Genomic DNA, 26,959 nt, shown 5'->3' on the forward strand with positions numbered 1-26,959 from the left:
ATGACGGACGACCACGGCGGGCGCGCGCCCGGAGCGCTGCGCCGCCGCCTCGCCCCCGAGGCGCACCGGAGCAACGCGCTGCACCCGGGCGCCTGGTGGGTGTGGGCCATCGGCCTCGGCACCGCCGCGTCCCGCACCACCAATCCGCTGCTCATCGGGCTGCTGATCGGCGTCGCGGGCTATGTGGTGGCGGCGCGGCGGACGTCGGCGCCGTGGGCGAAGTCGTACGGCGCGTTCGTGAAGCTGGGGCTCGTGGTCATCGCGATCCGGCTGGTCTTCGCGGTCGTGCTCGGCTCACCGATCCCCGGCACGCACACGCTCGTCACGCTGCCCGAGGTGCCGCTGCCCGACTGGGCCAAGGGCGTACGCATCGGCGGCCGGGTCACGGCCGAGGGCCTGACCTTCGCGCTCTACGACGGCATCCGGCTCGCCGGGCTGCTGATCTGTGTCGGCGCCGCGAACGCGCTGGCGAGCCCGGCCCGGCTGCTCAAGTCGCTGCCGGGCGCGCTGTACGAGGTGGGGGTCGCCGTCGTCGTGGCGATGACCTTCGCGCCGAACCTCATCACGGACGTGCAGCGGCTGCGGGCCGCCCGGCGGCTGCGCGGCCGTCCCGACAGCGGCATCCGCGGGCTGCTGCAGGTCGGCCTTCCGGTCTTGGAGGGCGCCTTGGAGCGATCGGTGGCGCTGGCGGCGGCGATGGACGCGCGGGGCTTCGGCCGCGTCGTGCCGGTCCCCGCCGGGGTGCGCAGGGCCACGGCGGTGCTGACCCTCGGCGGTCTGATGGGCGTCTGCGTCGGGACGTACGGACTGCTGACCGCGCAAGGCACCACCTACGGCCTTCCCGTACTGCTCGCCGGCCTGCTCGCCGCGCTCGCGGGACTGCGGCTCGGCGGCCGCCGCTCGGTGCGCACCCGCTACCGGCCCGACCCGTGGGGCGTGCGCGCCTGGCTGGTCGCCGGGTCGGGGGCCGCGGTGGCGGGGCTGATGATCTGGGCCGCCTCATACGACCCGGCCGCGCTGCAGCCCGGTGTCGTACCGCTGGTCACACCGACCCTGCCGCTGTGGCCGGCGGCCGCGGTACTGCTCGGACTACTGCCGGCGCTCGCGGCACCGGCACCGTCCGAGGGGACGGGGACGGGGACGGGGACGGGGCGGGGTGGGGCGGCGAGGGGGCGGGCCGGGGCGACTGCGAGGGGGTCGGCCGGGGCGACTGCGACGGGGCCGGCCGGGGCGACGAGCGGGTCGGAGTCCGCGCCCGCCGGCCTGCGGGAGCCCAACCCGGCGGAGAAGCCCTCGCCCGCCGCATGGCGGACGCCACCCCCGCACGAAGCGGCGAACGGTTCGGTGTCCGCGCCCACCGACCCGCGGGAGCCCGCCCCGGCGGAGAAGCCCTCCCCCGCCGCCTGGCGCACGCCACCCCCGCACGAGACGGCGAACGGGTCGGAGCCCGCGCCCGCCGACCCGCGGAAGCCCGCCCCCGCGGAGAAGCCCTCGCCCGCCGCCTGGCGCACGCCACCCCCGCACGAAGCGGCGAGTGAGCGGGCCGGGGCGACTGCGACGGGGTCGGCCGGTGCGGCGAGCGGGGCGGAGTCCGCGCCCGCCGACCCGCGCGAGCCCAACCCCGCGGAGAAACCCTCCTCCGCCGCCTGGCGCACGCCACCCCCGCACGAGGCCGCCGCCCCCGTACCCCCCTCCGCCTCCTCTTCCGCTCCGCCCGCCTCCCCCGCTTCCCCCGAGGAGACCTCATGATCCGCTTCGAGGACGTCTCGGTGTGTTACGAGGGGGCGTCCGGGCCCACCGTCCGCGGGGTCGACCTCACCGTGCCCGAGGGCGAACTGGTCCTGCTCGTCGGGCCGTCCGGGGTCGGCAAGTCCACCCTGCTCGGCACCGTGAGCGGGCTCGTGCCGCACTTCACCGGCGGCACCCTGCGCGGCCGCGTGACCGTGGCGGGCCGCGACACCCGTACCCACAAACCGCGCGAACTCGCCGACGTCGTCGGCACCGTGGGCCAGGACCCCCTCGCCCACTTCGTGACGGACACCGTCGAGGACGAGCTGGCCTACGGCATGGAGTCGCTGGGCCTCGCCCCGGACGTGATGCGCCGCCGCGTCGAGGAGACCCTGGACCTGCTGGGCCTCGCCGACCTGCGCGAGCGTCCCATCGCGACCCTGTCCGGCGGCCAGCGGCAGCGCGTCGCCATCGGCTCCGTGCTCACCCCGCACCCGCGGGTCCTGGTCCTCGACGAGCCGACGTCCGCGCTCGACCCGGCCGCCGCCGAAGAGGTCCTCGCGGTGCTGCAACGGCTCGTCCACGACCTGGGCACCACGGTCCTGATGGCCGAGCACCGCCTGGAGCGGGTGGTGCAGTACGCGGACCAGGTGCTGCTGCTCGCCGCGCCGGGCGAGCCTCCGGTGCTCGGCGACCCGGCCGCGCTGATGGCCCGCTCCCCCGTCTTCCCCCCGGTGGTCGCGCTCGGCCGACTCGCGGGCTGGTCGCCGCTGCCGCTGACCGTGCGCGACGCGCGGCGCGGGGCGGGCGCCCTCCGGGAGCGGCTCGCCGAGGCCCGGCCGCCCCGGCCGCCCCGGGAGACCCCACCGGAGCGGGCCCACGGGGCCGCGGAGAAGAGGGCGGAGAAGAGGTCCGGGCGGTGGTCCCGGCCGCGCAGGAACCGTACGGGCGAGGACCCTGCGTCCGGAGACCGTACGGCCGAGGACCGTGCAGCCGGGGGCCGTGCGGTCTTCGGCGGCGCGTCCGAGGGGGCGGCGGCCGCCGGCGTCGTCGACCGTCTCGCCGTGCGGCGCGGACGCGTCGAGGCGCTGCGCCGCGTCGACCTCACCGTGACCCCCGGCGAGACCGTCGCCCTGATGGGCCGCAACGGCGCGGGCAAGTCCACACTCCTGTCCACCCTGGTCGGCCTGCTCGAACCCACCTCCGGCACGGTCCGCGTCGGCGGCGCGGTCCCGCACCGCACGCCCCCGCGCCGGCTGATCCGGCACGTCGGCCTGGTCCCCCAGGAGCCGCGCGACCTGCTGTACGCGGACACGGTGGCCGCCGAGTGCGCGGCCGCCGACCACGACGCCGACGCGACGCCGGGGACCTGCCGGGACCTGGTCAGCGAGCTGCTGCCCGGCATCGCGGACGACACCCACCCCCGTGACCTCTCCGAGGGCCAGCGCCTCGCGCTCGCCCTGTCGATCGTCCTCACCGCGCGGCCGCCCCTGCTCCTCCTGGACGAGCCGACCCGCGGCCTCGACTACGCGGCCAAGGCCCGCCTGGTCACCGTCCTGCGCGACCTCGCCGCCACGGGGCACGCGCTGGTGCTCGCCACGCACGACGTGGAGCTGGCCGCCGAGATCGCGCACCGCGTGGTGATCCTCGCGGACGGCGAGGTGGTCGCGGACGGCCCGACCGAGCAGATCGTGGTGTCGTCGCCGTCGTTCGCGCCGCAGGTCACGAAGATCCTGGCGCCGCAGGAGTGGCTGACCGTGACGCAGGTGCGGCAGGCGCTGGACGCGGACGGGACGGGCCCGTCGTGACGGCCGCCGCGAAGACCCAGCGCCAGGCTCGGCCCATCCGCCTTGGCCGCCGCTCGATCGCCGCGCTCGCGCTGGTCAGCGCGGTCGGCGTGGTCGCTTTCGGGTGGCCGCTGCTCGCGGGCGGCGGCTCCGGGCTCAGCGACCACGCGCAGGACGCGCCCTGGCTGTTCGCGGCGCTGCTCCCGCTGCTGCTCGCCGTGGTGGTGGCGACGATCGCGGACGTCGGCCTCGACGCCAAGGCCATCGCGATGCTCGGCGTCCTCGCCGCGGCGGGCGCCGCACTGCGGCCGCTCGGTGCAGGGACGGCGGGCATCGAGCCGATGTTCTTCCTGATGGTGCTGAGCGGGCGGGTGCTGGGGCCGGGTTTCGGGTTCGTGCTCGGCGCGGTGTCGATGTTCGCGTCGGCGCTGCTGACCGGCGGGGTCGGGCCGTGGATGCCGTTCCAGATGCTGTCGATGGGCTGGGTCTGCATGGGCGCGGGGCTGCTGCCGGGCCCCGACACCCTGCGCGGACGGCGTGAGCTGTGGCTGCTCGCGGTCTACGGGGCGGTGTCCTCGGTGTTGTACGGCACGGTGATGAACCTCCAGGGCTGGCCCTACCTGGGCGGCCTGGCCACCGGCGTCTCCTTCGTGCCGGGCGACCCGGTGGCGGACAACCTCGGCCGCTTCGTCGCGTACTGCCTGGCGACCTCGCTCGGCTGGGACCTGCCGCGCGCCGTCGTCACCGTGCTGCTGAGCCTCGCGCTCGGTCCCGCCGTCCTCAAGGCGCTGCGCCGGGCCACGCGCCGGGCGGCCTTCGAGGCGCCCGTCACATTCACCGCCCCGAAGCCGTAAACGGCCGGTCGCCGCGCGTCACTTCGAGGTCCCTTCGGCGTGAGGCGGCCCACAGGTCTTTCGTCCTCTACGAAGCGGGGGCGTAGACCGCGCGTCTTGGTGTGCCCACATCAAAACCGCCTCCGACCTGCGCATTGAGAGACAGGTCACACGACGGACGTTCGGCGCGGATGCGATTTCCACTAGTAAATACGGACATTGCACTCACCCGGGGGCGGCTGTTTCTGTGGAGGAGTCGCACGGCGCCGACGCCCCCCGGGGACGCGGCGCCGCCGCATGTCCCCCACGTTCCATGGCGTGCACCGCGACTCCCCGTCCCCCACCGGAAGGTCCTCCGTGTCCGCCTCGCTCATCCGCCGCATCGCTTCCCCGAAGAAGGCCCTCACCGGCGGCCTCGTCGCCGCAGCCGCCTCCGGCATGGTCTTCGCCGCGGCCCCGGCCCAGGCAGCCACCCCGACCACCACGAAGGCGGCCGCCCCGGCCGCCGCCCCCGCCGCCGCGCCGACCTCCGCCAAGGCGATCGCCAAGAAGAAGATCGCCGACCCCGCGCAGTTCGCCGCGTTCGACAAGATCGTCTCGCACGAGAGCGGCTGGAACGCGAGCGCGACCAACTCCGCGTCCGGCGCCTACGGCCTGGTCCAGGCCCTGCCCGGCTCGAAGATGGCCTCCGCGGGCGCGGACTGGAAGACCAACCCCGAGACGCAGATCGAGTGGGGTCTGAAGTACATGAACGAGCGCTACGGCAGCCCGGTCGGCGCCTGGAACCACTGGCAGGCGAACGGCTGGTACTGAGCCGCAGCCGCATATCCGCTGAGCGTCTGAGCCGCTGAGCCGCTGAAAGAGGCGGCAACCCCTCACTCAGGGGTTGCCGCCTCTTTCGGCTCTCAGCGCACCGCCGCGAACCACCGCGCGATCTTCGGTGCCGCCACCGGGACCGACCGCATGTGCGGCACGTCGCCCTGGTCCATGACCGGGGCGCGCACGCCGTGCCGGGCGAGGTCGGCCGCGCAACTGCGGGCGTTTCCGATGGGCACGTCGGTGTCGCCGCGCGCCGCGTAGAGCCGTACGGGAGCCGCGGGCTTCCAGTCGCAGGACCCGTCGTTCACGGTCAGGGCCTCCTTCAGGCCGCCCGCCGGGTGCCGCAGCCGCTCGTAGAAGGCGGGCGTGACCAGTTCCTTCACCGACCGGGGCAGCGCCTCGACGACGTCCTCCTCCCCGTGCCGCCCGTCGAAGAGCTGCTCGACCCGGTCCGCGTAGGGGGCGCGGAACACCTCGGCGGGATCCCGGTAGACCGGGTGCAGACGGTTCTGGGCCACCAGGAAGTACGAGAGGTAGAAGACGCCGCTCGTGCCGTTGACCCGACCGTCGAGGAGGGCCGGCATCTCCTCGCCGGCCAGATCGTAGGGCCCGCTGACCGGAGCGACGGCCCGCACGGTGAACCCGTCCCTCCTGTCCCGCATCTGCCGGCCCAGCGCCATCGCCACCTGCCCGCCCTGCGAGAACCCGGTGAGGTACAGGTCACCGGAGAGGGTCCGCCCCTGCCGGTGCGCGGCGCTGCGCGCGGCCCGCAGCATGTCCTCGGACGCGGTCACCGCGGAGTGCGTGTCCATGTACGGGTGACGGCCGGGCCCGCGCCCGAGCCCGAGGTAGTCCGGGGCGGCGACGGCCTTGCCCGCGGCGGCGTGCAGATAGGGGGTCAGCCGCCCGAAGTCCTCGGTCACGGAGGGCGCGTAGTCGCGGTGGACCATGGTGCCGTGGGTGTCGGAGACGAGCCCGAGAGGCCGGGCGCCGGGGCTCTTCGGCAGCACGAGGAGGCCGGTGGCGGTGGTGGGCCGTCCCTGGGTGTCGACGGTGCGATAGGTGAGACGGTACGCCGTCACCCCGTACCGCACGGTGGCCGTACCGATCTCCCCCTCCTTGAGGAAGGCGACGACCTGGGCACGGCTGAGATCGGCGACGGGAACAACACGCAGCAACACACCCCGCCCCCCGCCCCGCACGACGACGGCACCTTGCCCTTCCCTCTGCGCGGCCTGCGCGGCCTGCGCGGCCTGCGCGGCCTGCCCGGCGGGCGCAACAGCAAGCCCCCCGAGCACGAGGGCGAGGAGAACGGCGCCCCCTCGTCGTACGGAACGGCCATGGCGACAAGTCGAGTTGGTCATACGAAGACGCTACGAACCCACGCCCCACCACGACATCCGACATGCCCCCCGACGGGGGGTGTACGTACGCCCCTGGACGACCGCACCCAACGACGGACCGGGACAGATTCAGCCCGTCCGGCGCTTGAGGACGAACTCGGCGAAGCCGGTGACAGACCGAGCCACGTGAGACGCCCACCACGAACCCGCCGCCCGACCACAGCCCGGGACAGATTCAGCCCGTCCGGCGCTTGAGGACGAACTCGGCGAAGCCGGTGACAGACCGAGCCACGTGAGACGCCCACCTCACGGACTACAGCCGCTGCAAAATCGTCCCCGTCGCCACCGCACCCCCCGCACACATCGTCACCAGCGCGAACTCCTTGTCCCTGCGCTCCAGTTCGTGCAGCGCCGTGGTGATGAGCCGCGCCCCGGTCGCGCCCACGGGATGGCCCAACGCAATCGCCCCGCCGTTCACGTTCACCTTCTCCAGGTCCTGCCCGAAGACCTGCGCCCAGCTCAACACCACAGAGGCGAACGCCTCGTTGATCTCGACGATGTCGATGTCCTTCAGGGACATCCCCGCCTTGCCCAGCACCGCCCGCGTCGCGTCGACGGGCCCGTCGAGGTGGAAGTGCGGGTCCGCGCCGACCAGCGCCTGCGCGACGATCCGCGCCCGCGGCCTCAGCTTCAGGGCGCGCGCCATCCGCTTGGACGCCCACATGATGGCCGCCGCCCCGTCCGAGATCTGCGAGGAGTTGCCCGCCGTGTGCACGGCGGTCGGCATGACCGGCTTGAGGCCGCCGAGCGCCTCCATCGTGGTGTCGCGCAGCCCCTCGTCGCGGTCGACGAGCCGCCACATGCCCTGCCCGGCGCCCTGTTCCTCCTCCGTGGTGGGCACCTGCACGGCGAACGTCTCGCGCTTGAAGCGTTCCTCCGCCCAGGCGACGGCCGCCCGCTCCTGCGAGATGAGGCCGAGGGAGTCGACGTTCTCGCGGGTGAGGCCGCGCTTGCGGGCGATGCGCTCGGCGGCCTCGAACTGGTTGGGCAGGTCGACGTTCCACTCCTCGGGGAACGGCTTGCCGGGCCCGTGCTTGGACCCCGAGCCGAGCGGCACCCGCGACATCGCCTCGACGCCGCAGCTGATCCCGACGTCGATGACGCCGGCCGCGACCATGTTGGCGACCATGTGGCTCGCCTGCTGCGAGGAGCCGCACTGGCAGTCCACGGTGGTCGCCGCGGTCTCGTACGGCAGTCCCATGGTGAGCCAGGCGGTGCGCGCCGGGTTCATGGACTGCTCGCCGGCGTGCGTCACCGTACCGCCGACGATCTGTTCGACGCAGTCGGCGTGGATGCCGGTACGGCCGAGGAGTTCGCGATAGGTCTCGCCGAGCAGATAGGCGGGGTGGAGATTGGCGAGCGCGCCCGCGCGCTTGCCGATGGGCGTGCGTACTGCTTCGACGATGACGGGTTCCGCGGCCATGGGCTCGTCCTCTCCCTCCACGTCCCGCGAGCCGTCCCGGCGGCTCGCGAGTGGAACTAGTACGCGTTCTAGTTCTGTGCAGCAGTCTGCTGAGCCGGACCCATGCGCCGCAAGGGTCTTGCACGCACCTTGCGCGGGACTCGCGCGTAATCGTCCGGTCCAGGCCCTTGCCTCTTGTAGAACCCGTTACTACCTTTCGAGCCACTGCCTGATGGTCCGTCAGAACTCAGTTCACCGCCTGGAGTTGCCGATGACCTGTCCAGCGCTGCCCGACGGGTTCGACTTCACCGACCCCGACCTGCTGCAAAGCCGCGTGCCGCTGCCGGAGTTCGCCCGGCTGCGGCAGACGGAGCCGGTGCGCTGGATCACCCAGCCGCCCCGCATCTCCGGCTACGACGACGCGGGCTACTGGGCCGTCACGCGGCACGAGGACGTCAAGTACGTCTCCACGCACCCGGAGTTGTTCTCCTCCAACCTCAACACCGCGATCATCCGCTTCAACGAGACGATCACCCGGGACCAGATCGATGTCCAGAAGCTCATCATGCTCAACATGGACCCGCCCGAGCACACCCGGGTCCGCCAGATCGTCCAGCGCGGCTTCACCCCCCGCGCCATCCGCTCCCTGGAGGACGCGCTGCGCGCCCGCGCCGGCTCCATCGTCGACGCGGCCCTCGCCGGCGCGGCCCCCGACGGCTCCTTCGACTTCGTCACGAACGTGGCCGTCGAACTGCCGCTCCAGGCCATCGCCGAGCTGATCGGCGTGCCGCAGGAGGACCGCTCCAAGATCTTCGACTGGTCCAACAAGATGGCGGCGTACGACGATCCGGAGTACGCGATCACCGAGGAGGTCGGCGCCGAGGCGGCGATGGAGATCGTGGCGTACGCGATGAACCTCGCCGCGGCCCGCAAGGAGTGCCCCGCCAAGGACATCGTCAGCCAACTGGTGGCGGCCGAGGACGAGGGCAACCTCTCCGGCGACGAGTTCGGGTTCTTCGTGATCCTGCTCGCGGTGGCCGGCAACGAGACCACCCGCAACGCCATCACCCACGGCATGCACGCCTTCCTCACCCATCCGGACCAGTGGGAGCTCTTCAAACGCGAGCGCCCCGCGACGACGGCCGAGGAGATCGTGCGCTGGGCGACCCCGGTCGTCTCCTTCCAGCGCACGGCCACCGAGGACACCGAGCTCGGCGGCGCCCGGATCAAGCGGGGCGATCGCGTCGGCATCTTCTACTCGTCGGCCAACAACGACCCCGACGTGTTCGAATCGCCGGAGCGGTTCGACATCACCCGTGACCCGAATCCGCACCTCGGTTTCGGCGGCGGTGGACCGCATTTCTGCCTCGGCAAGTCCCTCGCGGTCCTGGAGATCAACCTCATCTTCAACGCGATCGCCGACGCCATGCCCGGTCTGCACCTGACCGGCGACCCGCGCAGGCTGCGCTCCGCCTGGCTCAACGGCATCAAGGAACTGCAGGTCAGCACCTGAGGGACGCCGGGTCAGCGGCCGGTGGACACATCAGCGCGGCGGCTGACCCGCCTCCAGGGAGGCAGGGGCGATCCCTCTCACGCCCCCGCCCCTGCCTCCCCCGGAGGAAGCGCGGCATCAGGTCAATCACGTGTACGAAACCAACGTTTCCGTTGCAGGAAGCGTCCTGAGAAGTGAACCTTGCCTCCCCAGGACTCGAACGGAAACGGTGGCCGTGGTCTCTGCCGACGTAACGCTCACGCCGTCCGACCGCGCGACCGCCGGACGGAACGCGCCGCCGCGTCCCTTCCTGCGCCGTCACCGCGTCCCGCTCCTCGCCACCGTCCCCACGCTTCCCCTGTACGCGGTGTGGGTGGCCTTCCTCGCGACGGGCGGCGGCGACCTCGCGGCGCAGCAGGCCTGGGCGCGGTTCGCCTCCGAGCACGGTACGGCCGCGTACAACCTGTTCTGGTACGGCGGCATGCACACCGCCAACTACAGCCTGATCTCGCCGTATCTGATGGCCGCGCTCGGCGTGCGGACGGTGACGGTGCTGTCCGGGGTCGCGGGCGCCTGGCTGGTCGCCGCGCTGATCGACCGGTCCGGCATCCGCAGGCCGCTGTGGCCCGCGGTGCTCGCCTCGCTCGCGATCTGGTGCAACGTGGCCTCCGGGCGCACCACGTTCGCGCTCGGTCTCGCCTTCGGGCTCGCGGCCTGTCTGGCGCTGGTGCGCCGGCGGCGGGTGGTCGTCGCGGTGGTGTGCGCGGCCCTCGCCACCATGGGCTCGCCCGTCGCGGGGCTGTTCCTGGTGGTGGCGGGCGCGGGCTACTTCTTCGTACGCGACTGGGCACGCGCGGCGGCGCTGGTCCTGCCGCCCTTCGTCGTCGTGGCGGCGACCACGGTGCTGTTCCCCTTCACCGGCGAGCATCTGATGCCCTTCGACCGGATCTTCCCGCCGGTCCTTTTCAGCCTGGCCCTCATCCTGGGCGGGCCGCGCGAGTGGCGGGTGGTGCGGTGGGGCGCGGGCGTGTACGCCGTCGGGACCGTCCTGACGTATCTCATCCCCTCTCCGATCGGCACCAACGTGGAGCGGCTCGCCGAGCTGGTCGGCCCCGCGCTGCTGCTCGCCGCGCTGCTCGTCCCCGGCCTCACCCGGGCCCGCAGGATCGCGCTGACGGTGACGCTCGTGCTGTCCTCGGCGTGGGTGACGCAGAAGACCGTCGACGACCTCGTGGTGTCGACGAAGGTGCCGAAGTGGGCGGTCGACACCCAGGGCGTGGTGCGGGAGCTGGAGCGTCTTGAGGCCAACCGCACCCGGGTCGAGGTGGTGCCGACCCGCAACCACCGCGAGGCCACCGCGCTCGCCCCGTACGTGAACATGGCGCGTGGCTGGAACCGTCAGCTCGACATCGAGCGCGGCCGGCTCTTCTACGACGGCTCGTTCTCGCCGGGCACCTACCGCGCGTGGCTCGACAAGTGGGCCGTCGGGTACGTGGTGCTGCCCGCGGGCAAACCGGACGGCTTCGCCGAGGACGAGGCGGCGCTGGTGGCGGGCGGGCCGAAGTGGCTTGAGCCGGTCTGGCGGGACCCGTACTGGCAGATCTTCCGGGTGCGGAACGCGGTGCCGCTGGTCTCCGAGCCCGCGGCCGTCGTGCGCTCCACGGGGTCGAACGTGGTGGTGCGGGTGCCGAAGCGGGGCTCGGTGACGCTGCGCCTGGTGTACTCGCCGTGGCTGCGGGCCGAGGGGGCCTGCCTGACGCCGAAGGGCGAGTTCACCCGCCTCTCGGTGCCCGCGCCCGGCACGTACGAGATCAGCTCGGGCTACCGCCGCTCCACGGGCCGCCACTCGACGTGCCCTTGAGGGGGTCGCGGGCAGGGGCGGCACCGGCAGGGGCCTCGCCGCCCGTCGCCACCTTCAGCGGCTGCCGCACGCGGGGTCCGGACAGCGCGTAGGTGAGGCCGAAGCCCGCGCCCACCACGGCCGCGCCGCCCACCGCGTCGAGCACCCAGTGGTTGCCGGTGCCCACGATCGCGCAGACCGTGAAGAACGGGTGGAGCAGGCCGAGCGCCTTCATCCACCACCGGGGCGCCACGACCGCGATGACCAGGCCGCACCACAGGGACCAGCCGAAGTGCAGCGAGGGCATCGCCGCGTACTGGTTGGTGAGTTCGGTCAGCGTGCCGTAGTCGGGCCGGGTGAAGTCCTGCACGCCGTGCACCGTGTCGATGAAGCCGAGCCCCGGCATCAGCCGCGGCGGGGCGAGCGGGTAGGCCCAGAAGCCGATGAGCGCGAGGACCGTGGCGAACCCGAGCGCGGAGCGCGCCCAGCGGTAGTCGGCGGGCCTGCGCACGTACAGGACGCCGAGGACGGTCAGCGGCACCACGAAGTGGAACGACGTGTAGTAGAAGTCGAAGAACTCCTCCATCCAGCCGGTCCGCGCGGTCAGATGGTTGAACCAGTGCTCCACGTCGATGTGCAGGAACCGCTCGACCGCGTGCACCTGCGCGCCGTGCCGCTCGGCGGCGTCCCGCCCCCCGGAGATCGTGCCGCCCGTCGCCGCGAGCCTGACCTGCTGGTACGCGGAGTAGCCGACGCGGATCAGGAGCAGTTCGAGCAGCAGGTTCGGGCGGGTCAGGACGCGCCGCCAGAACGGCACCAGCGGCACCCTGCTCCAGCGGGCCGGCACGGGCGCGGCGTACTCGGTGGGGACGGGCCGCCGGTAGCGCGGGTGCGCGCGGGACAGGAACGGCACGACGGCGGCCGCGGCGAGCGCCGCGATCAGCACGACGTCGTCCCGGACCGGCTCGGTGACCGGCATGTTCGGCAGCATCATCGTGGCGGGCAGCGTCGACACCAGGACGACGGCCACCGGCCACACGTAACGGTCGGAGCTGCGCGTGCCGACCCGGCCGACCACCGCGAAGAGCACCCACAGGAGCTGGTGCTGCCACGTCGTCGGGGACACCGCGACCGCCACGCAGCCGGTGATGGCGACGGCGAGGAGCAGCTGCCCGTCCCGGGCGTAGCGCACGGCGCGGCGCAGGCCCACGGAGATGACGGCGGCGCTCAGGGCCAGGAAGAGGCCGGTCTCCAGCGGGCCCTGCAGGCCCAGGCGGAGCAGCATGCCGTGCAGCGACTGGTTGGCGGTGGCGTCCGCGCGCCCGCCCAGGCCGGCGCCCGCGAGGTGGTGGAACCAGTACGTGGACGAGTCGCCCGGCGTCGCGGCCCAGGCGAGCACGGTGCAGGCGGCGAAGGCGGCGCCGGTCGACGCGGCGGCCTTCTTGCGGCCGGTGCACCAGAACAGCGCGGCGAAGAGCAGCGCGGTCGGCTGCAGGGCGGCGCCGACGCCGATGAGGGCGCCGCAGGACCGTTCGCCGCGGACCGCGAAGAGCCCGAGCAGGACGAGCAGGACCGGCAGGATGCTGGTCTGGCCGAGGTGCAGGGTGTTGCGCACCGGCAGCGACAGGATGAGCAGGCTGATCGCCACGGGGGCGGCGAGCAGCGAGGTGCGCCGGGTGACGGGCTGCGGCAGGGCGCGGGCGGCGACGAGGCCCAGGACGACGACCAGGCCGAGGGTGCCGAAGGTCCAGACCCAGCCGAGCGCCTGTTCCCCGGTGCGCGCGAGCGGTTTGAGGACGAGGCCGGCGAAGGGCGGCCCGGTGAACTTGTCCGCGTCGTAGAAGGAGCCGTTGACGTGCAGGACGCCGTCCGGCCCGATCCACCTCTCCAGATCGGTGAACCGCTCCCCCGCGGGCGTCCGCAGCACGTCGATGACCTGCCGGACCGCGAGGAAGGCGGCGATCAGCCAGAGAGCGACGCGGGCGGCTCCGACCCGCGCCTCGGGGCCACCGGCCTGCCCCGCTCCCAGGGTTGTGCCCGGTGCCGTGTGCGTTCCGCTCTGCTCGACGTCCACCACGCCCCGTCGGCCTCCCGCCCGGTCCGTCATGTGTGCGGCACGTTCCGGCACGGCCTTCAGTCGTCGGCTCGTACGGACCGCGCCCTGTTGTGAGACGCACGCAACCGCCACTTCACCTGGCGGCCACACCGTTTTCCATCGGCTTTTCGGCTCCCTGGCTCAACAGGGGCGGTCGCCGGCCTTTCCGCGGGGCTGGTCTCCGAACCTCCGGTGCGCGGTTCCCGGCCCGGGCCGCGACATAGATCACAGCCGGGCCGCACCCCTGCCACCTGCGGAAACGTCGTTTGACCTGGACAGAAGCACTTTCTGCGCGCTGTGCGGCCGACCGGACACCGACCGTAATGATGGCCCTTGCACCTATGGTCGCTTTTCGGGCCGCGCCGGTGACCGGGTGCGGCCCCGCCCATGTCGTCGATCGAGAGCAGGCGAGCGAACCCTTGGCGAGCGCCACCCCCGCACTACGGAAGCCCGGTTCCTCGAGGTCCGCGGAGCCACCGAAGCCCTCGGGATCCTCGGGGGCCGCCGGCTCATCGGGGTCGTCGGGATCCGCGGAGTCCGCGTACGGCCCCGGGGAGGTGACCGTCACCGACCCGGCGATGGTCAGGCGCGCGGTGAAGGCGGCGGCCCTCGGCAACGCGATGGAGTGGTTCGACTTCGGCGTCTACAGCTACATCGCCGTAACGCTGGGCAAGGTCTTCTTCCCCTCGGGCAACCCGACGGCGCAGCTGCTCTCCACCTTCGGCGCGTTCGCCGCGGCCTTCCTGATCCGGCCGCTCGGCGGCATGGTCTTCGGCCCGCTCGGCGACCGCGTGGGCCGCCAGAAGGTCCTCGCGGTCACCATGATCATGATGGCGGCGGGCACGTTCGCGATCGGCCTGATCCCCTCGTACGCGGTGATCGGTGTCTGGGCGCCGGTCCTGCTGCTCCTCGCCCGTCTGGTGCAGGGCTTCTCCACGGGCGGCGAGTACGCGGGTGCCTCCACGTTCATCGCCGAGTACGCCCCCGACAAGAAGCGGGGCTTCCTCGGCAGCTGGCTGGAGTTCGGCACGCTGGCGGGCTACATCGGCGGCGCGGGCCTGGTCACCCTGATGACGGCCCTGCTCTCGACCGACGCACTCCTCTCCTGGGGCTGGCGCATCCCGTTCCTGATCGCGGGCCCGATGGGCCTGATCGGCCTCTACCTCCGGATGAGGCTGGAGGAGACCCCGGCGTTCGCCGCGCAGCTCGAAAAGGCCCACAAGGACGAGCAGTCCCGCGCGAAGGTCCGCCTGCGCGACATGGTCACGGGCCAGTGGAAGGCCCTGCTGCTCTGCATGGGCCTGGTCCTGGTCTTCAACGTCACGGACTACATGCTCCTGTCGTACATGCCGAGCTATCTGACCAGCGAGCTCAAGTACGACGAGACGCACGGGCTGCTTGTCATCCTGGGCGTGATGGCGCTGATGATGTGCGTCCAGCCGTTCATGGGCGGACTCACGGACCGGGTCGGCCGCCGCCCGGTGATCGCGGCGGGCTGCGCGGGCTTCCTCCTGCTCTCCGTACCCGCCCTGCTCCTGATCCGCGAGGGCTCGCTGTGGGCGATCGGGCTCGGCCTCGGCGCGCTCGGCCTGCTCCTGGTCTGCTTCACGGCGTCGATGCCGTCGACCCTGCCGGCGCTCTTCCCGACGAAGGTCCGCTACGGCTCCCTCTCCATCGGCTTCAACATCTCCGTCTCGGTCTTCGGCGGTACGACACCGCTGGTCGTGACGGCGCTGATCGGCGCGACGGGCGACAAGATGATGCCCGCGTATTACATGATGGCGGCGGCGGTGGTGGGCGGCATCGCGGTCTGGTACATGACGGAATCGGCCCGCAGGCCGTTGCCGGGGTCGCCTCCGGCGGTGTAGCGGAAGGGTCGTTTCCCGGGTGCGGGGCGGTGGGGGTTGGTCGCGCGGTTCCCCGCGCCCCTTGGCGGCGCCTTCGCGCTGGGCGCTGATTGGACCGCCGATGTCTATCGGTGCTGCTCCCACTCGGTCCGGGTGAGTTCGTACTCGACTTCACCGTGCTCGGAGCCCTCGATCGCCTCCGGCCAGTCCCCGGTGAAGCTCCGGACGAAGGACAGGCCCGATTTCTCCATCACGCGACGGGAGCGGGTGTTGACGGCCATGGCGTTCGCGGTGACCCGCTCGACCTCCAGTTCCGCGAACCCCTTGTGGACCAGGGCCCGGGACCCCTCGGTGGCATAGCCGCGCCCCCATGTCGCCCGGTTCAACCGGTAACCGAGTTCGACCACGGCGGGGCTGTGCTCCTCCAACGGCCGGAACTCGAACCAGCCCAGGAAGGTGCCGGTGGGCTTCTCCTGCGCGGCCCAGAAACCGCGGGTCTCCCAGCACGGGTGGTCGTGCAGGAGCCGCGGGAGGGTCCGCGTCTCGATGGCCTCCCGACTTGTGGGGCGGCCACCATTGATGAAGCGCATGACCTCGGGGTCGTTGTCCAGGGCGAGCAGGTGGTCGATGTCGGCAGCCGTGAACGCGCGCAGGACGAGCCGGTCGGTCTCCAGAAAGTTGGCCATGCCGCGATCTTCGCCACGGTCGAGCCGGACCTGCCACCGGTTTTCCGACCGGCGGCAGACGGTGTGCTCCCGGGTGCGGGCCGGTGGTGGCTGACCGCGCAGTTCCCCGCGCCCCTTACGGGGCACTGGCATGGACCGCGGCGAAGGCGCCGCCAAGAGACGCGGGAAACGGCGCAAGCAACCCACCGCCCCGCAGGAAACCTGCCAGGGACGCGAGATACAGGGGCGCGGGGAACTGCGCAAAAACCCCACCGCCCCGCAGGCAAGGAACGACCGCGGCACGAGTCAAGGGGCGCGGGGAACTGCGCAAAAACCCCCACGACCCGCAGACAAGAAACGACCTCAGGCACGAGACAAGGGGCGCGGGGAACTGCGCGAACAACCCGCCGCCCCGCGGACAAAGGCTCCGGGCCACCGGTAACCGCGCAAAGCCGTCTGCCAAGACCCCGCACACGGCGATACACTCTTTAGCGAGACTAACTAAACCGTCGAAGGGAACGCCCCGCGTGAACCCGCAACAGTGGACCACCGTCGACGCCTACTTCACCGACCTCCTCGCCCCCGCCGACGACACCCTCACCGCCGCCCTCCGCGACAGCGACACCGCCGGCCTGCCACAGATCAACGTCGCCCCCAACCAGGGCAAACTCCTCCACCTCCTCGCCCAGATCCAGGGCGCGCGCCGCATCCTGGAGATCGGCACCCTCGGCGGCTACAGCACCATCTGGCTGGCCCGCGCCCTGCCCGCCGACGGCCGGCTCGTCACCCTCGAATACAGCCCGGAACACGCGGACGTGGCCCGCGCCAACCTCGCCCGCGCCGGGTTCGACAAGACCGCCGAGGTCCGCGTGGGCCCCGCGCTCGACTCGCTCACGGAACTGGGCGCCGAGCACGCCGCGAACCCCGAGCCCTTCGACTTCGTCTTCATCGACGCCGACAAGGCCAACAACGCGCACTACCTGGAGTGGTCGCTCAAACTCACCCGGCCGGGCAGCCTGATCGTCCTCGACAACGTCGTACGCGGCGGCGCCGTCGCCGACGGCTCGAGCACCGACCCCGCCGTACGCGGCACCCGGGCCGCGCTGGAGCTCATGGCGGAGCACCCCAGGCTGAGCGCCACGGCCGTACAGACGGTGGGCACGAAGGGATACGACGGCTTCGCGCTGGCCCGCGTACTCGCCTGACCCGAACCGACCCGGCCGAGGCCACCTGACACAGCCGAAGCCGCCCGACACGGCCACACCGCCCAGGACGCTCAACCCTCGTGGAAATAGCCGACGTTCACACTGCGCGGCCCCGCCCGGTCCTGGATGACGACCTCGCCGGAGCCGCCCCGGGCGAGCGGCGCGGACCCTCCGTACGAGAGGGCCCGCGCCGTGCCCCCGGAGACCACCCGGACCTCGGACGCCGGGTCGGGGTTCGAGCCGCGCAGCCAGCGCACGGACCACGCGCCGTCGGACCCGCAGCGGAACTCCAGGTGGGTACGGGAGACGAAGAGCCAGTCGTCGGGGGTCACGAGACGGCACACGTTCCGGTCACGCCCGACGCACAGGACGGCGCCCGGCTCGCTCGGCGTCTCGGCCATGAGCATGCCCGCGGTCGCCCCCGCGCCCGTCTCCGCCCCGCTCACCGCGGCCATGGTCAGCTCCAGCACGTGGCAGCTCCTTCAACTCGCGCCGAGGCGAGCGTATTTGGTGTGTCGCGCGCTGCCGCATCCTAGGCGGCTCCCGGACCAGGCGCACGGTCTCCTGCGACAATGCCCCCTGCCACGAGGCGCTGCGCACGCCGCCGCCGGGCCCTCCGCTCGGCCTGATCCCCTGCACGACACCGCTCCCGGCGGGGGAATGCCCCTGCCCGGCGGCTGTTTGGGGGACCGATTCCGGGCAACCCGATTCGACGTACGGGTGCCGAGGCCCACCGGGCTTCGCGCCCGAGGCCGATCCCCGAGCGAGAAGGCACCCACTCATGTCCACAGTCCTGATCATCGCTCTGATCGTGGTCGTCGTCGCCGTCCTCGCCGTCGGCGCGGTCGCCGTGATGAACGGCAAGCGGGGCGCGGGCGGTACGCGCGGCCTCAAGCGCCGCTTCGGGCCCGAGTACGACCGCGCGGTCGCCCGGCACGACGGCGACACGAAAGCCGCGGAACGCGACCTCGGCGAGCGGGTGAAGCGGCACGGTGCGCTGCGCACGCGCCCCTTGCAGCCCGCCGCGCGCGAGCAGTACGCGGCCCGTTGGACCGTCGCCCAGGAGCGCTTCGTCGACTCGCCGCGTGAGGCCGTGGTCGAGGCCGACCGGCTGATCGCCGAGCTGGCCGGCGCCCGCGGCTTCCCGGACGCGGGGCACTACGAGGAGCAGGTCGACGCGCTCTCCGTGCACCACGCCTACCACGTCCACGGCTACCGCAAGGTGCACCGCGTGGCCCTCGGCACGACGGGCCCCGAGGAGGGCAGGACCGGCACCCTCGGCTCCACCCTCTCCGGCACCGACACCGACGCCGCGACCGGCACCGAGGAGATGCGTGCCGCCATGATCGAGGCGCGCGCCCTCTTCGACGCCCTGGTCGCCGAGCAGCGGCACGACGCCGACACCGCGCACACCGACCGGCACGACACCACCAAGCGCTCGACCGGCATCACCCAGAAGGGAGTTCAGCATGGCTGAGCCGTCCGCCCCCGCCGCCCACTCCTCCTCCCCCGCCGAGCACTCCGTCCCCCCCTCCCCCGCCACGCACTCCGCCCCCTCCGCCCCCTCCGCCGTATCGAGCCTCTATCCGCCCGACGCGCGCGACAAGCTGACGCTGCGCCTGCAGAACGCGGTCAACGGCTTCGTGGACAGTCCGCGCGCGGCCGTCGAGAGCGCCGACGGCGTCCTGGAGGAAGCGATCGCCGACCTGACACACCTGCTCACCGAGCGCCGCCGCACCCTGCGCACCTCCTGGGAGACACTCCCCGCGGAGGGTGTCCCCGGCGAGCCCCCGCCCCCCGGAGGCGCCAGGACCACCGCCGAGGCGGGCCCCACCGGCGACACGGAACAGCTCCGCCTCGCCCTGCGCGACTACCGCGAGACGGCGGAACGCCTGCTCCGCCTGTAATCACCTGACACGGCCTGTACGAAAGGCGCCGGGGCGCACACCGCCCCGGCGCCCCTGCATGTCCGGCCCGCCCGGCCCGTACGGCAGGATGACCGCATGAGCATCGTGAAGATCAACGCCCTCACCGTCCCCGACGAGCAACGCGAAGTCCTGGAGAAGCGTTTCGCGTCCCGCGCGGGTGCGGTGGAGAACTCCGACGGCTTCGAGTGGTTCGAACTGCTCCGCCCGATCGAGGGCACCGACCAGTACCTCGTCTACACCCGCTGGCGCGACGAGGCGGCCTTCCAGGCATGGATGGAGGGCCCGATGAAGGCGGCCCACCAGGGCGGCGACGCGGGCGGCGACCGCCCGAAGCCGGCGGCGAGCGGCTCCACGGTGTGGTCCTTCGAGGTCGTCCAGATGGCGGCACCGAAGGGCGAATAGCTCTCGGGCAGAGCGTGCCCTCACGCCCAGTGGGCGTGAGGGCATGTTCCGTAGTCAGGTGAGGGAGCGAATCCTGACGAGGCTTCCACGAGTGCGATGAGGGAGAGCTCTCACTCTCGGGCCCTACTGAAATTAGTGGGCGTGCACGTCCCGCTGACTTACGCCGCGTCGCCCGTAAGCCTCAATTGCTGAACCCAGAGCCCGAGAACCGCGGCGATTACAACGGCCGCAGGCTCAGGGAGCTCAGCTCTGATGAGTACCACAGCCAGTAGGCAAGCAACCACGGTGAAGAGAGCGACGAACACGCCGCGACGCGCACGGTAGCTGCGCTGCATAGTCTGCTGGAGCAGTGCGGACGGGTCCTCCATCGGTGCCGCCAAAGCCCTGACGGAACCTGATGCCAGGACCTCGATCATGCGTCGGACTTCACGCAACGCGTGATCACGCCCACCCTCTCGATCGATCTCCACGGCATCCCGAAGTGACCTGACGTCCTGAGCTGCCGACCCGAAGATCCTCACGACCTCGATCATCGGATTCCGAGTATTCGGCAAGGCCCTCTTCAGTGCATAGTGCTCCATGGAGTACGCGAGGTTCTCTAGGTCGCGAACAGCAGGCGCCTGCGGTTGGCGAAACACGAGATCACTTACGTCTGCATTTCCCGGGATTTCAGTGAGTAGGGTGATGAAAGCTCTGCGAGCATTACCGGACATAGGCCACGTCGTCCAACGTGACTTCTGGGGTGTGCTCGTCCAAAGCAATACAAGCATCGTCAGAAAGGCGATTGCTACGAACACAAATTGCGCGAGCGAGTCCGTCCAAACGCCAAGTTCACTTCTGCTGACCCGCAGTGCCAGCAGCCCCCCCGTGGCCAAGCCCAGGCAACCTGTTGGCACCCATCTGACGCCCATGCCCCACATCTCGACCATGGCAAGCAAGTCTTCGTGTTGCAGGTACCTCTGAGCTTGCGGGCTCAGCCGTATTGACGCATCAAGGCTGTCAACCTTCTCGGCGAGAGTATCGCCCCTACGCTTGGCCAAACTTCTTGTAGCCGGGAGCGCCATCCGCTCCGAGAGTGTCAGTGTGTCGCGCCCTCCTGCACCAGCTGTCATGATCGACAAACCAAGTACAAGCACCCAGAGGCCAGCTGCCAAGGCGCTGTAGACGGTCAGCATGCGACTCCCTCGTTTCATGTTCAGGTGCACGCCCACAAGTCATATGCACAGCGCCCATATTCATCGCCTGTGTCTCGCTGCGCGACAAGATCAAAAATACTCATACGATTGAGCGGTCAAGGCTCAGGTGTGTTTGGATGCCGCCGACGACTCCTCGACCTGGCCATTCACGGTCGCCCAACAAGGCCGAGTCCAGCAAGGGGTAGCTTGCATCGGTCTCACACCATGTGTCTCGTGCCCAAGGCTTGCGGAGCGGGGAGACGTATGTGTATGCAGGGCCAAGCGGCTCGTGAGAAGCAGGCGGATTCAGAACGGGGGTTCTGTGCTACTCGACCTCGCATGATGGTCAAGATGCGTTCGTGGAAGTCGCGGGAAGCGGCCTCGCGCGGGTACCGGGATCGAAGTTCCTTGTCCAGCTCGTTGGCGACCAAGAGCAAAGAGGGCAGCGACTTACGATCGGCCTCCAGCGTCGCGGTGCCCATGCCCACTGGGTGACGCGGGCTTCAGCTGCTCGCATGGGTGAGATCTCGGTCCCGTTAGGGCCTGTACCGATCCGGATCACCGACCGGGCGTGCTTGGCGGCACGCCCGTCATCGCCGAGCAGGCGGCAGGCGTCCATCTCTTAGAAGAAGAGAAAGGTGCCCCATGCGTCGTCTGATCTCTGTGCTGTTCGGAGCAGTTGCGGTTACCGCCGTGCTCTCCGCGCCCGCCACCGCTCTCGCCGCGGACCCGCCGCCGCCACCGCATACGCACGGTGGCATCGAACCCCTGGTGAATATGGTGCAGGCCCCCTTTTACTACATGGGCGGGAACCCCCTGGACCGGCCGTCCCAGTAGGCCGCACCTACCTGCGAGGTCGGCGAACACCTCGGTAGTGTGAGCCGAATGTTCCGAGCACGTCTGTCCGCGGCCGCCGCCGCGGTGGCTCTGTTGGCCTGCCTGCCGGGCTGTTCGTCGGCGTCCGGTGCCGCCGAGGGCTGCGTGGGGGCGCAGGTGGTCGGCGCGACCTCCGGGGAACTCGCCGGCACCTACCGGGGCGAGGGCGACGCGGAGGGCGTGACGCTCACCCTGAAGGCGCCGGAGGCGTCGGAGAGCGAGCCGGGCGGCGGCAAGGTCACCGTGCGCGACTGGCCGACCGGTGACTGGTACCGGAGCGAGCTCGGCGAGGCCTTCGACGGGTCCGGCACCTGGTCCGTGGTGCAGGGCGGCACCTCCGCCACCGAGTTCGCCCACCTGTCCGTCTCCTTCACCGCACCGGAGCGCTTCCTGGGTGGGGACACCCTCGACTCCCTGTCGATCGCCGAGCGCGACGGACGCACCTCTCTCTACGCGGAGGACGACCCGGACACCTGCCCCGCCTTCCGGTTGCTGCGGTAGGGCGCTTGCGGCGGGCGCGTTCACGGGCGGTAGCCCTGCGCAGGCGGCAATTCGGTTGCCCCCGCATCGGCCCGCGCGATCAGATGGCGGCATGCATGATGCCGCCATCGATGCCGTCCGAGGGCCGTCCCAGGTCGCGTCCGGTCCCGTCTGGACCGTCCGTCCCGAGCCGTTCGACTCGGACATCGCCGCCGCGCTCTGGCGTCCGTACTACACCGAGGTCAGCGACCGCTGGTACCAGCTGCATCAGGGGCGCGACACCGACCCCGAGGAGCTGGAGCGCGAGATCGCGGCGGAGACTGGGGGCGATCTCGCCCCGCCCCGTGGGGTGTTGCTGGTCGCGCGGTACGGGGGCGAGCCCGTCGGCACGGCGGGGGTGCGGCTGCTCGACGACGGCACCAGCACCAGCACCGGCGCCCGCACCTCCACCCCCACCGCCGAGCTCAAGCGCGTCTTCGTACGGGCGGACATGCGCGGCAAGGGTGGGGCCCCGCGTCTCCTCGCCGCCGCCGAGGACGCGGCCCGCGCGCTCGGGGCGGGGCGGATCGTGCTCGACACCCGTACCGATCTGGTGGAGGCCCGTGCGCTCTACACCCGGCACGGCTACGTGGAGATCGAGCCGTATTCCGAGCGGCAGTACGCCGAGCATTGGTACGGCAAGCAGCTCTGAGCACCGCACCATCGAGTGCGCGCATGATCGAGTGCGCGCATGATCGTGCGCGCGCTCAGGCCGCCCGTACCGGCCGTACCGCCGTCGCGCCATCACGCGGCCGCTCCGACTCCGAACCGCACAGCTCCGCGCTGAGTTCCCCGACCAGCTGGACCAGGTCGGTCGGGCGGTCGGGGCCCCACCAGTCGCCGAGCAGCTCCGACAGGGACTCCTCGCGGGCCGCGGCGAGCTTGCCCGCGACCTCGCGGCCGTACTCGGTCAGCACCATCTCCAGGCCCGTGCGCCGGGCGAGGCGGCGCTCCTCGACCTGGCGTGCGGCCGCCGTCACGACGGTGAGCGGCACCGTGGTGCGCTCCGCGAGCACGCCGGGTTCCACGGAGCCGTGCCGGGCGATGCGCAGGAGCAGCCAGCTGGAGGCGGGCAGCAGGTCGTAGCCGGCCCGCTCCGTGATCCGCTCGTAGATCTCCCGCCGGCCCTCACGCGTCCCGAGCACCGAGAGCGCCCGCGCGCACTCGTCGTACGACGAGCGTTCCACGGGGTTGCTGGCCAGCGTCTGCGTGGTGTCGGGCGCCGTCACCGAGACGCGCAGCTTGTCCTCGCGCAGAAACCAGGCGAGGACGAACGCGGCGAGGGCGACCGGCGTGGCGTACAGGAAGACGTCGGTGATCGACGACGCGTATGCGTGCAGGGCGCTGGGGCGCAGGTCGGCGGGGAGGCGGGAGATGCCGCGCGGGTCGGCCTCCAGCGTGCCCACGCTCAGGCCGGGCGGCAGCCGCTGTCCGGCGAGGGCGTCGGTGAGTTTGTCGCCGAGCCGGTTGGTGAAGACGGTGCCGAAGACCGCGACGCCGAAGGAGGCGCCGATGGAGCGGAAGAAAGTCGCGCCCGAGGTGGCGACGCCCAGGTCCTCGTAGCTCACCGCGTTCTGCACGATGAGGACGAGCACCTGCATGACCAGGCCGAGGCCCAGGCCGAAGACGAAGAAGTACGCGCTCATCTCCCAGGTGCCGCTGTGCTCGTCCAACTGGTGCAGCAGGAGCAGTCCGAGCGCGGTGACGGCCGTGCCCGTCACGGGGAAGACCTTCCACCGTCCGGTGCGGCTGACGATCTGGCCGGACGCCGTGGTGGACAGGAGCATGCCGGCCACCATCGGCAGCATGTGCACGCCCGACATGGTCGGGGTGACGCCCTGCACGACCTGCAGGAACGTCGGCAGGTACGTCATCGCCCCGAACATCGCGAAGCCCACGATGAAGCTGATGACCGCGGAGAGGGCGAAGGTGCGGATGCGGAACAGTTTCAGCGGGAGCACCGGCTCCGCGGCCTTGCGTTCCACCGCCACGAACGCGACGGCGAGGAGCACGCCGAGCACCGCGAGCCCGATGATCTGCGGCGATCCCCAGGCCCACGTGGTGCCGCCGAGCGAGGCGACCAGGACCAGGCAGGTGGCGACGGACGCGATGAGGAAGGTGCCGAGGTAGTCGATGGTGTGCCGGGTGTCGCGCACGGGGATGTGCAGCGTGGTGATGATGACCAGCAGGGCGATGGCGCCGATGGGCAGGTTCACGTAGAAGACCCAGCGCCAGCTGAGATGTTCGGTGAAGAGGCCGCCGAGCAGCGGGCCGAGGACGCTCGTCGCGCCGAAGACCGCGCCGAACAGGCCCTGGTACTTGCCGCGTTCGCGCGGGGAGACGAGGTCTCCGACGATCGCCATGGACAGCACCATGAGTCCGCCGCCGCCGAGTCCCTGCAGCGCGCGGAAGCCGATGAGCTGCGGCATGTTCTGCGCCATGCCGCACAGCGCGGAGCCGGCCAGGAAGATCACGATCGCGGTGAGGAACAGCTTCTTGCGGCCGTACTGGTCGCCGAGTTTGCCCCAGAGCGGGGTCGCGGCCGTGGCGGCCAGCATGTACGCGGTCACGACCCAGGACAGGTGGTCCATGCCGCCGAGATCGCTGACGATCGTCGGCAGCGCGGTGGAGACGATGGTCTGGTCGAGGGCGGCGAGCAGCATGCCGAGCAGCAGGGCGCCGATGGACACGAGCACGCTGCCCGGGGGGTGGCCATTGCCGCCGGGGCCTGCTCCCGGTCCCGGCGGCGAGCTCGTGTGCGGGCCCGCGCCCGTGTGCGCGCCCGTGTACGTGTCCTGGGCGGGGTCGGATCGCGGCTCCGCGTCCGAAGCCGGCGTGGGCTCGGGCTCCGGTGCGGCCGGGTGGGCGCCGACGTCATGCGTCATGGACACCTCCTGGAGGTTCCGTTCCCGTCCCTCTCCATCCTGGGCCGTGTCTCCGGTTATGGCCTGTTGAAGCGGGGGTCTGCATAATCGCTGGAGCTCATGGGGCGGGCGGGACATCGGAGGGAGGGACGGCCGGTGGCCGGAGAAAACGAACGAGACGCAGGTCGGGAGAGCGAGCGGGGGCGGGAGGACGGGCGGGGGCTGGGGCAGGGGCAGGGGCAGGGGCAGGGTGGCGGCGGTGGCCGGGGCCGCGAGCCGGACCGCGACCGGAACCGCCAAACAGACCGCGAACGCGACGACCGCGCGCGAGCACAGGCCCGCGCCCGCGTCCGGTCCGCCGAGGCCGCCGTCGCCGAGGACTTCGATCCGCTGCGGATACGGCCCTACGTGTCGCTGCCCGACCCCGAGACCTCGGCGGCCTCGTCACCGGACCCGACCGGGGCCGCGCCCCCACCGCCCCCGCTCCGTCGAAGACCCCTCCCGGGCCCGGACGCGGAGCCCGCACGGCAGCCGTACGGCGACGGCCTCGGCCTCGGCCTCCCGGACCCCGAGACCCACGAAAGACCCGGCGACCACCTCGAACCCGCCCGAAGACGTCGCGCGGCCGGCCTGCTGCTCGCCGGAGCGGGCGCCGTCGCCGCCCTGACCGCCGCCACCGTCTTCGCGGTCGGGCTCCTCTCCTCGGCCACCGACGGGCCGACCCGGGACCGGGCCCTCCCGGGCGACCCCGCGTCGGCGTACGCGGACCCGACGAAGCCCGCGCCGCCCTCGGCGAAGGCGTCCGGCTCCCCCACGCACTCGCCGTCCGCGCCACCGAGCCCGACGTCGTCCTCCTCGACGGCCGTGCGCTCGGCTCCCCGTTCGCCGTCGTCGCCGCCACCGTCCACGGCGCGTGCGACCGGGTCGGTGGGTCCGCGTACGCCGACGTCGTCACCGTCCTCGCGCCGGGCGCCCGACTCGACGCTGCGTCAGGGCGACAGGGGGCCGCAGGTCGAGGAACTGCAGGGCAGGCTGGCCCAGTTGTACCTGTACGTCGGCGAGCGGGACGGCTCGTACACCTCCGAGGTCACCGCGGCGGTCCTCCGCTATCAGTGGGCGCGCGGCCTCATGGACGACACCCCGGGCGCGTACGGCCGACAGACGCGCCGCAGCCTGGAGGCGGAGACGACGGAACCCTGACGTTCCGGCACCTCAGAACGCCACGGACCCCAGAATCACGTACCTCAGAGCGTCAGAACCTCAGAACGTCAGAACGTCAGAACGTCAGAACGTCAGGCGGATCGTCCCGTCACCCGCGTCAGCGACCCGTACCCCCGAAAGATCCTCGACGTGCACCGTGGGGCCGAACTCCGCGGCCCGGGGGCCGACGCCCACGACCCGCATGCCGGCCGCCTGACCTGCCCGTATGCCCGCCTCGGAGTCCTCGAAGACCACGCAGTCCGCGGGGTCGACGCCGAGCGCCGCCGCTCCCTTGAGGAACCCCTCGGGGTCCGGCTTGCTGGCGCCCACGCTCTCCGCGGTCACCCGTACGTCCGGCAGCGCGAGCCCGGCCGCGGCCATCCGGCCGGCGGAGAGAGGCACGTCGGCGGAGGTCACCAGCGCGTGCGGCAGGCCCAGTTCGGCAAGGGCGGCCAGGAACACGGGCGCGCCCGGCACCGGCACGACGCCCTCCATGTCGGAGGTCTCCGCGGCGAGCATCTCGCGGTTCTCCGCGTGGTTCTCGGCCATCGGCCGGTCCGGCAGCAGTACGGCCATCGACGCGTAGCCCTGTCGGCCGTGGACGACCTTGATGACCTCGTCGAAGTCGAGCCCGTGCCGGTCGGACCAGCGCCGCCAGCAGCGCTCGACGACGGCGTCGGAGTTGACGAGGGTGCCGTCCATGTCGAGGAGGACGGCCCCGGCGGTCAGAACGGGTGCGACGGGGTCGGCGGTCGTGGCCGTCATCGGGGGCTCCAGTGCGCGGCGGCGGCGGAAGATCAAGGCGACCCCGCCCGCCGGTCAGGGAGTACGGGCGGAGCCACTTTGTTCCTGCACGGTACAAAACGTGGGCGGCAAAAG

21 protein-coding genes and 1 pseudogene are annotated in these 26,959 nt (G+C 71.9%); 14 read left to right on the top strand and 8 right to left on the bottom strand.

Annotation, left to right across the window (positions count from 1 at the left end; translation table 11 throughout):
* From ACFYO9_RS14400 to ACFYO9_RS14415, 4 genes and pseudogenes are all read left to right on the top strand, one after another.
* Positions 1-1,134: pseudogene (locus tag ACFYO9_RS14400) on the top strand (energy-coupling factor transporter transmembrane component T); the annotation flags it as partial.
* A gap of 611 nt (positions 1,135-1,745) precedes the next feature.
* Entirely contained in the window at positions 1,746-3,536 is a 1,791-nt protein-coding gene (locus ACFYO9_RS14405; RefSeq protein ID WP_358773113.1) for an ATP-binding cassette domain-containing protein, read from the top strand.
* Positions 3,533-4,369 (top strand): ECF transporter S component, encoded by an 837-nt coding sequence (locus ACFYO9_RS14410; RefSeq protein ID WP_358704886.1) that lies wholly within the window; start codon positions 3,533-3,535, stop codon positions 4,367-4,369. Before ACFYO9_RS14405 ends, ACFYO9_RS14410 begins: the two co-directional genes overlap by 4 nt.
* Before the next feature lie 336 nt (positions 4,370-4,705).
* Positions 4,706-5,161, top strand: a complete 456-nt coding sequence (locus ACFYO9_RS14415) for a transglycosylase SLT domain-containing protein (RefSeq protein WP_388666278.1) — start codon at positions 4,706-4,708, stop codon at positions 5,159-5,161.
* Between the two features lie 92 nt (positions 5,162-5,253).
* Here the strand turns inward: ACFYO9_RS14415 and ACFYO9_RS14420 are convergent, their stop codons facing one another.
* The gene (locus ACFYO9_RS14420) at positions 5,254-6,531 is read right to left on the bottom strand and encodes an alpha/beta hydrolase (RefSeq protein ID WP_358773115.1); all 1,278 of its coding nucleotides are present in this window, start codon (positions 6,529-6,531) and stop codon (positions 5,254-5,256) included.
* A 292-nt stretch (positions 6,532-6,823) separates the two neighbouring features.
* Positions 6,824-7,993 (bottom strand): steroid 3-ketoacyl-CoA thiolase, encoded by a 1,170-nt coding sequence (locus ACFYO9_RS14425; protein WP_355808915.1) that lies wholly within the window; start codon positions 7,991-7,993, stop codon positions 6,824-6,826.
* Positions 7,994-8,243: 250 nt separating this feature from the next.
* Here ACFYO9_RS14425 and ACFYO9_RS14430 point away from each other — a divergent pair, with 250 nt between their 5' ends.
* Positions 8,244-9,485 carry a cytochrome P450 gene (locus ACFYO9_RS14430; protein WP_358773117.1) on the top strand — a complete coding sequence of 414 codons (1,242 nt, stop codon included), beginning with the start codon at positions 8,244-8,246 and terminating at the stop codon, positions 9,483-9,485.
* Positions 9,486-9,699: 214 nt separating this feature from the next.
* Positions 9,700-11,325, top strand: a complete 1,626-nt coding sequence (locus tag ACFYO9_RS14435) for a hypothetical protein (protein WP_358773119.1) — start codon at positions 9,700-9,702, stop codon at positions 11,323-11,325.
* On the opposite strand, the gene ACFYO9_RS14440 is transcribed toward ACFYO9_RS14435, so the two are convergent.
* Positions 11,276-13,411, bottom strand: coding sequence for a bifunctional glycosyltransferase 87/phosphatase PAP2 family protein (locus ACFYO9_RS14440; protein WP_388666281.1), 2,136 nt, complete (start codon positions 13,409-13,411; stop codon positions 11,276-11,278). The two genes, ACFYO9_RS14435 and ACFYO9_RS14440, sit on opposite strands and share 50 nt — an antisense overlap.
* Positions 13,412-13,740: 329 nt before the next feature.
* On the opposite strand from ACFYO9_RS14440, the gene proP reads away from it, so the two are divergent.
* Positions 13,741-15,267 (top strand): glycine betaine/L-proline transporter ProP, encoded by a 1,527-nt coding sequence (gene proP / locus ACFYO9_RS14445; protein WP_388666284.1) that lies wholly within the window; start codon positions 13,741-13,743, stop codon positions 15,265-15,267.
* 104 nt (positions 15,268-15,371) lie between these two features.
* Here the strand turns inward: proP and ACFYO9_RS14450 are convergent, their stop codons facing one another.
* Positions 15,372-15,932, bottom strand: coding sequence for a GNAT family N-acetyltransferase (locus ACFYO9_RS14450; RefSeq protein ID WP_358773123.1), 561 nt, complete (start codon positions 15,930-15,932; stop codon positions 15,372-15,374).
* Positions 15,933-16,438: 506 nt separating this feature from the next.
* Between ACFYO9_RS14450 and ACFYO9_RS14455 the strand changes: the two genes are divergently transcribed.
* Positions 16,439-17,116 (top strand): O-methyltransferase, encoded by a 678-nt coding sequence (locus ACFYO9_RS14455; protein ID WP_358773125.1) that lies wholly within the window; start codon positions 16,439-16,441, stop codon positions 17,114-17,116.
* A 71-nt stretch (positions 17,117-17,187) separates the two neighbouring features.
* Here ACFYO9_RS14455 and ACFYO9_RS14460 read toward each other — a convergent pair whose 3' ends face one another.
* Entirely contained in the window at positions 17,188-17,586 is a 399-nt protein-coding gene (locus ACFYO9_RS14460; RefSeq protein ID WP_358773127.1) for an FHA domain-containing protein, read from the bottom strand.
* A gap of 311 nt (positions 17,587-17,897) precedes the next feature.
* Here ACFYO9_RS14460 and ACFYO9_RS14465 point away from each other — a divergent pair, with 311 nt between their 5' ends.
* The 3 genes from ACFYO9_RS14465 (at position 17,898) to ACFYO9_RS14475 (ending at position 19,446) form a co-directional block, all read left to right on the top strand.
* Positions 17,898-18,593 carry a hypothetical protein gene (locus ACFYO9_RS14465; RefSeq protein ID WP_358773129.1) on the top strand — a complete coding sequence of 232 codons (696 nt, stop codon included), beginning with the start codon at positions 17,898-17,900 and terminating at the stop codon, positions 18,591-18,593.
* Complete coding sequence (locus tag ACFYO9_RS14470; RefSeq protein ID WP_358773131.1) at positions 18,586-19,023, top strand: hypothetical protein; 438 nt, start codon at positions 18,586-18,588, stop codon at positions 19,021-19,023. Before ACFYO9_RS14465 ends, ACFYO9_RS14470 begins: the two co-directional genes overlap by 8 nt.
* Before the next feature lie 96 nt (positions 19,024-19,119).
* Entirely contained in the window at positions 19,120-19,446 is a 327-nt protein-coding gene (locus ACFYO9_RS14475; protein ID WP_358773133.1) for an antibiotic biosynthesis monooxygenase, read from the top strand.
* Positions 19,447-19,604: 158 nt separating this feature from the next.
* Here the strand turns inward: ACFYO9_RS14475 and ACFYO9_RS14480 are convergent, their stop codons facing one another.
* Positions 19,605-20,621, bottom strand: a complete 1,017-nt coding sequence (locus ACFYO9_RS14480; RefSeq protein ID WP_358773135.1) for a hypothetical protein — start codon at positions 20,619-20,621, stop codon at positions 19,605-19,607.
* Between the two features lie 885 nt (positions 20,622-21,506).
* On the opposite strand from ACFYO9_RS14480, the gene ACFYO9_RS14485 reads away from it, so the two are divergent.
* Together ACFYO9_RS14485 and ACFYO9_RS14490 are read left to right on the top strand one after the other, a co-directional pair.
* Positions 21,507-21,998 carry a hypothetical protein gene (locus ACFYO9_RS14485; RefSeq protein WP_358773137.1) on the top strand — a complete coding sequence of 164 codons (492 nt, stop codon included), beginning with the start codon at positions 21,507-21,509 and terminating at the stop codon, positions 21,996-21,998.
* Between the two features lie 91 nt (positions 21,999-22,089).
* Positions 22,090-22,668, top strand: coding sequence for a GNAT family N-acetyltransferase (locus tag ACFYO9_RS14490; RefSeq protein WP_358773138.1), 579 nt, complete (start codon positions 22,090-22,092; stop codon positions 22,666-22,668).
* Positions 22,669-22,723: 55 nt separating this feature from the next.
* On the opposite strand, the gene ACFYO9_RS14495 is transcribed toward ACFYO9_RS14490, so the two are convergent.
* Positions 22,724-24,901, bottom strand: coding sequence for an MFS transporter (locus ACFYO9_RS14495; protein ID WP_358773140.1), 2,178 nt, complete (start codon positions 24,899-24,901; stop codon positions 22,724-22,726).
* A 135-nt stretch (positions 24,902-25,036) separates the two neighbouring features.
* Between ACFYO9_RS14495 and ACFYO9_RS14500 the strand changes: the two genes are divergently transcribed.
* Positions 25,037-26,080: a peptidoglycan-binding domain-containing protein gene (locus ACFYO9_RS14500; RefSeq protein ID WP_358773143.1), complete on the top strand. Its 1,044-nt coding sequence runs from the start codon at positions 25,037-25,039 to the stop codon at positions 26,078-26,080.
* A gap of 84 nt (positions 26,081-26,164) precedes the next feature.
* On the opposite strand, the gene ACFYO9_RS14505 is transcribed toward ACFYO9_RS14500, so the two are convergent.
* Complete coding sequence (locus ACFYO9_RS14505; RefSeq protein ID WP_358773145.1) at positions 26,165-26,845, bottom strand: HAD family hydrolase; 681 nt, start codon at positions 26,843-26,845, stop codon at positions 26,165-26,167.
* Positions 26,846-26,959: the final 114 nt, after the last annotated feature.

Origin of the sequence: Streptomyces sp. NPDC005863 (assembly GCF_042871345.1) — a bacterium.
Taxonomy (GTDB): domain Bacteria; phylum Actinomycetota; class Actinomycetes; order Streptomycetales; family Streptomycetaceae; genus Streptomyces.

Excerpts from the sequence above, each read along its gene's own strand:
- ACFYO9_RS14495 (WP_358773140.1), bottom strand. The coding sequence starts at position 24,901 with ATGACGCATGACGTCGGCGCCCACCCGGCCGCACCGGAGCCCGAGCCC.
- ACFYO9_RS14480 (WP_358773135.1), bottom strand. The coding sequence starts at position 20,621 with ATGCTGACCGTCTACAGCGCCTTGGCAGCTGGCCTCTGGGTGCTTGTA.
- proP (WP_388666284.1), top strand. The coding sequence starts at position 13,741 with ATGGTCGCTTTTCGGGCCGCGCCGGTGACCGGGTGCGGCCCCGCCCAT.
- ACFYO9_RS14475 (WP_358773133.1), top strand. The coding sequence starts at position 19,120 with ATGAGCATCGTGAAGATCAACGCCCTCACCGTCCCCGACGAGCAACGC.
- ACFYO9_RS14465 (WP_358773129.1), top strand. The coding sequence starts at position 17,898 with ATGTCCACAGTCCTGATCATCGCTCTGATCGTGGTCGTCGTCGCCGTC.
- ACFYO9_RS14430 (WP_358773117.1), top strand. The coding sequence starts at position 8,244 with ATGACCTGTCCAGCGCTGCCCGACGGGTTCGACTTCACCGACCCCGAC.
- ACFYO9_RS14505 (WP_358773145.1), bottom strand. The coding sequence starts at position 26,845 with ATGACGGCCACGACCGCCGACCCCGTCGCACCCGTTCTGACCGCCGGG.
- ACFYO9_RS14440 (WP_388666281.1), bottom strand. The coding sequence starts at position 13,411 with ATGACGGACCGGGCGGGAGGCCGACGGGGCGTGGTGGACGTCGAGCAG.
- ACFYO9_RS14470 (WP_358773131.1), top strand. The coding sequence starts at position 18,586 with ATGGCTGAGCCGTCCGCCCCCGCCGCCCACTCCTCCTCCCCCGCCGAG.
- ACFYO9_RS14490 (WP_358773138.1), top strand. The coding sequence starts at position 22,090 with ATGCATGATGCCGCCATCGATGCCGTCCGAGGGCCGTCCCAGGTCGCG.
- ACFYO9_RS14405 (WP_358773113.1), top strand. The coding sequence starts at position 1,746 with ATGATCCGCTTCGAGGACGTCTCGGTGTGTTACGAGGGGGCGTCCGGG.
- ACFYO9_RS14450 (WP_358773123.1), bottom strand. The coding sequence starts at position 15,932 with ATGGCCAACTTTCTGGAGACCGACCGGCTCGTCCTGCGCGCGTTCACG.
- ACFYO9_RS14420 (WP_358773115.1), bottom strand. The coding sequence starts at position 6,531 with ATGACCAACTCGACTTGTCGCCATGGCCGTTCCGTACGACGAGGGGGC.
- ACFYO9_RS14485 (WP_358773137.1), top strand. The coding sequence starts at position 21,507 with ATGTTCCGAGCACGTCTGTCCGCGGCCGCCGCCGCGGTGGCTCTGTTG.
- ACFYO9_RS14425 (WP_355808915.1), bottom strand. The coding sequence starts at position 7,993 with ATGGCCGCGGAACCCGTCATCGTCGAAGCAGTACGCACGCCCATCGGC.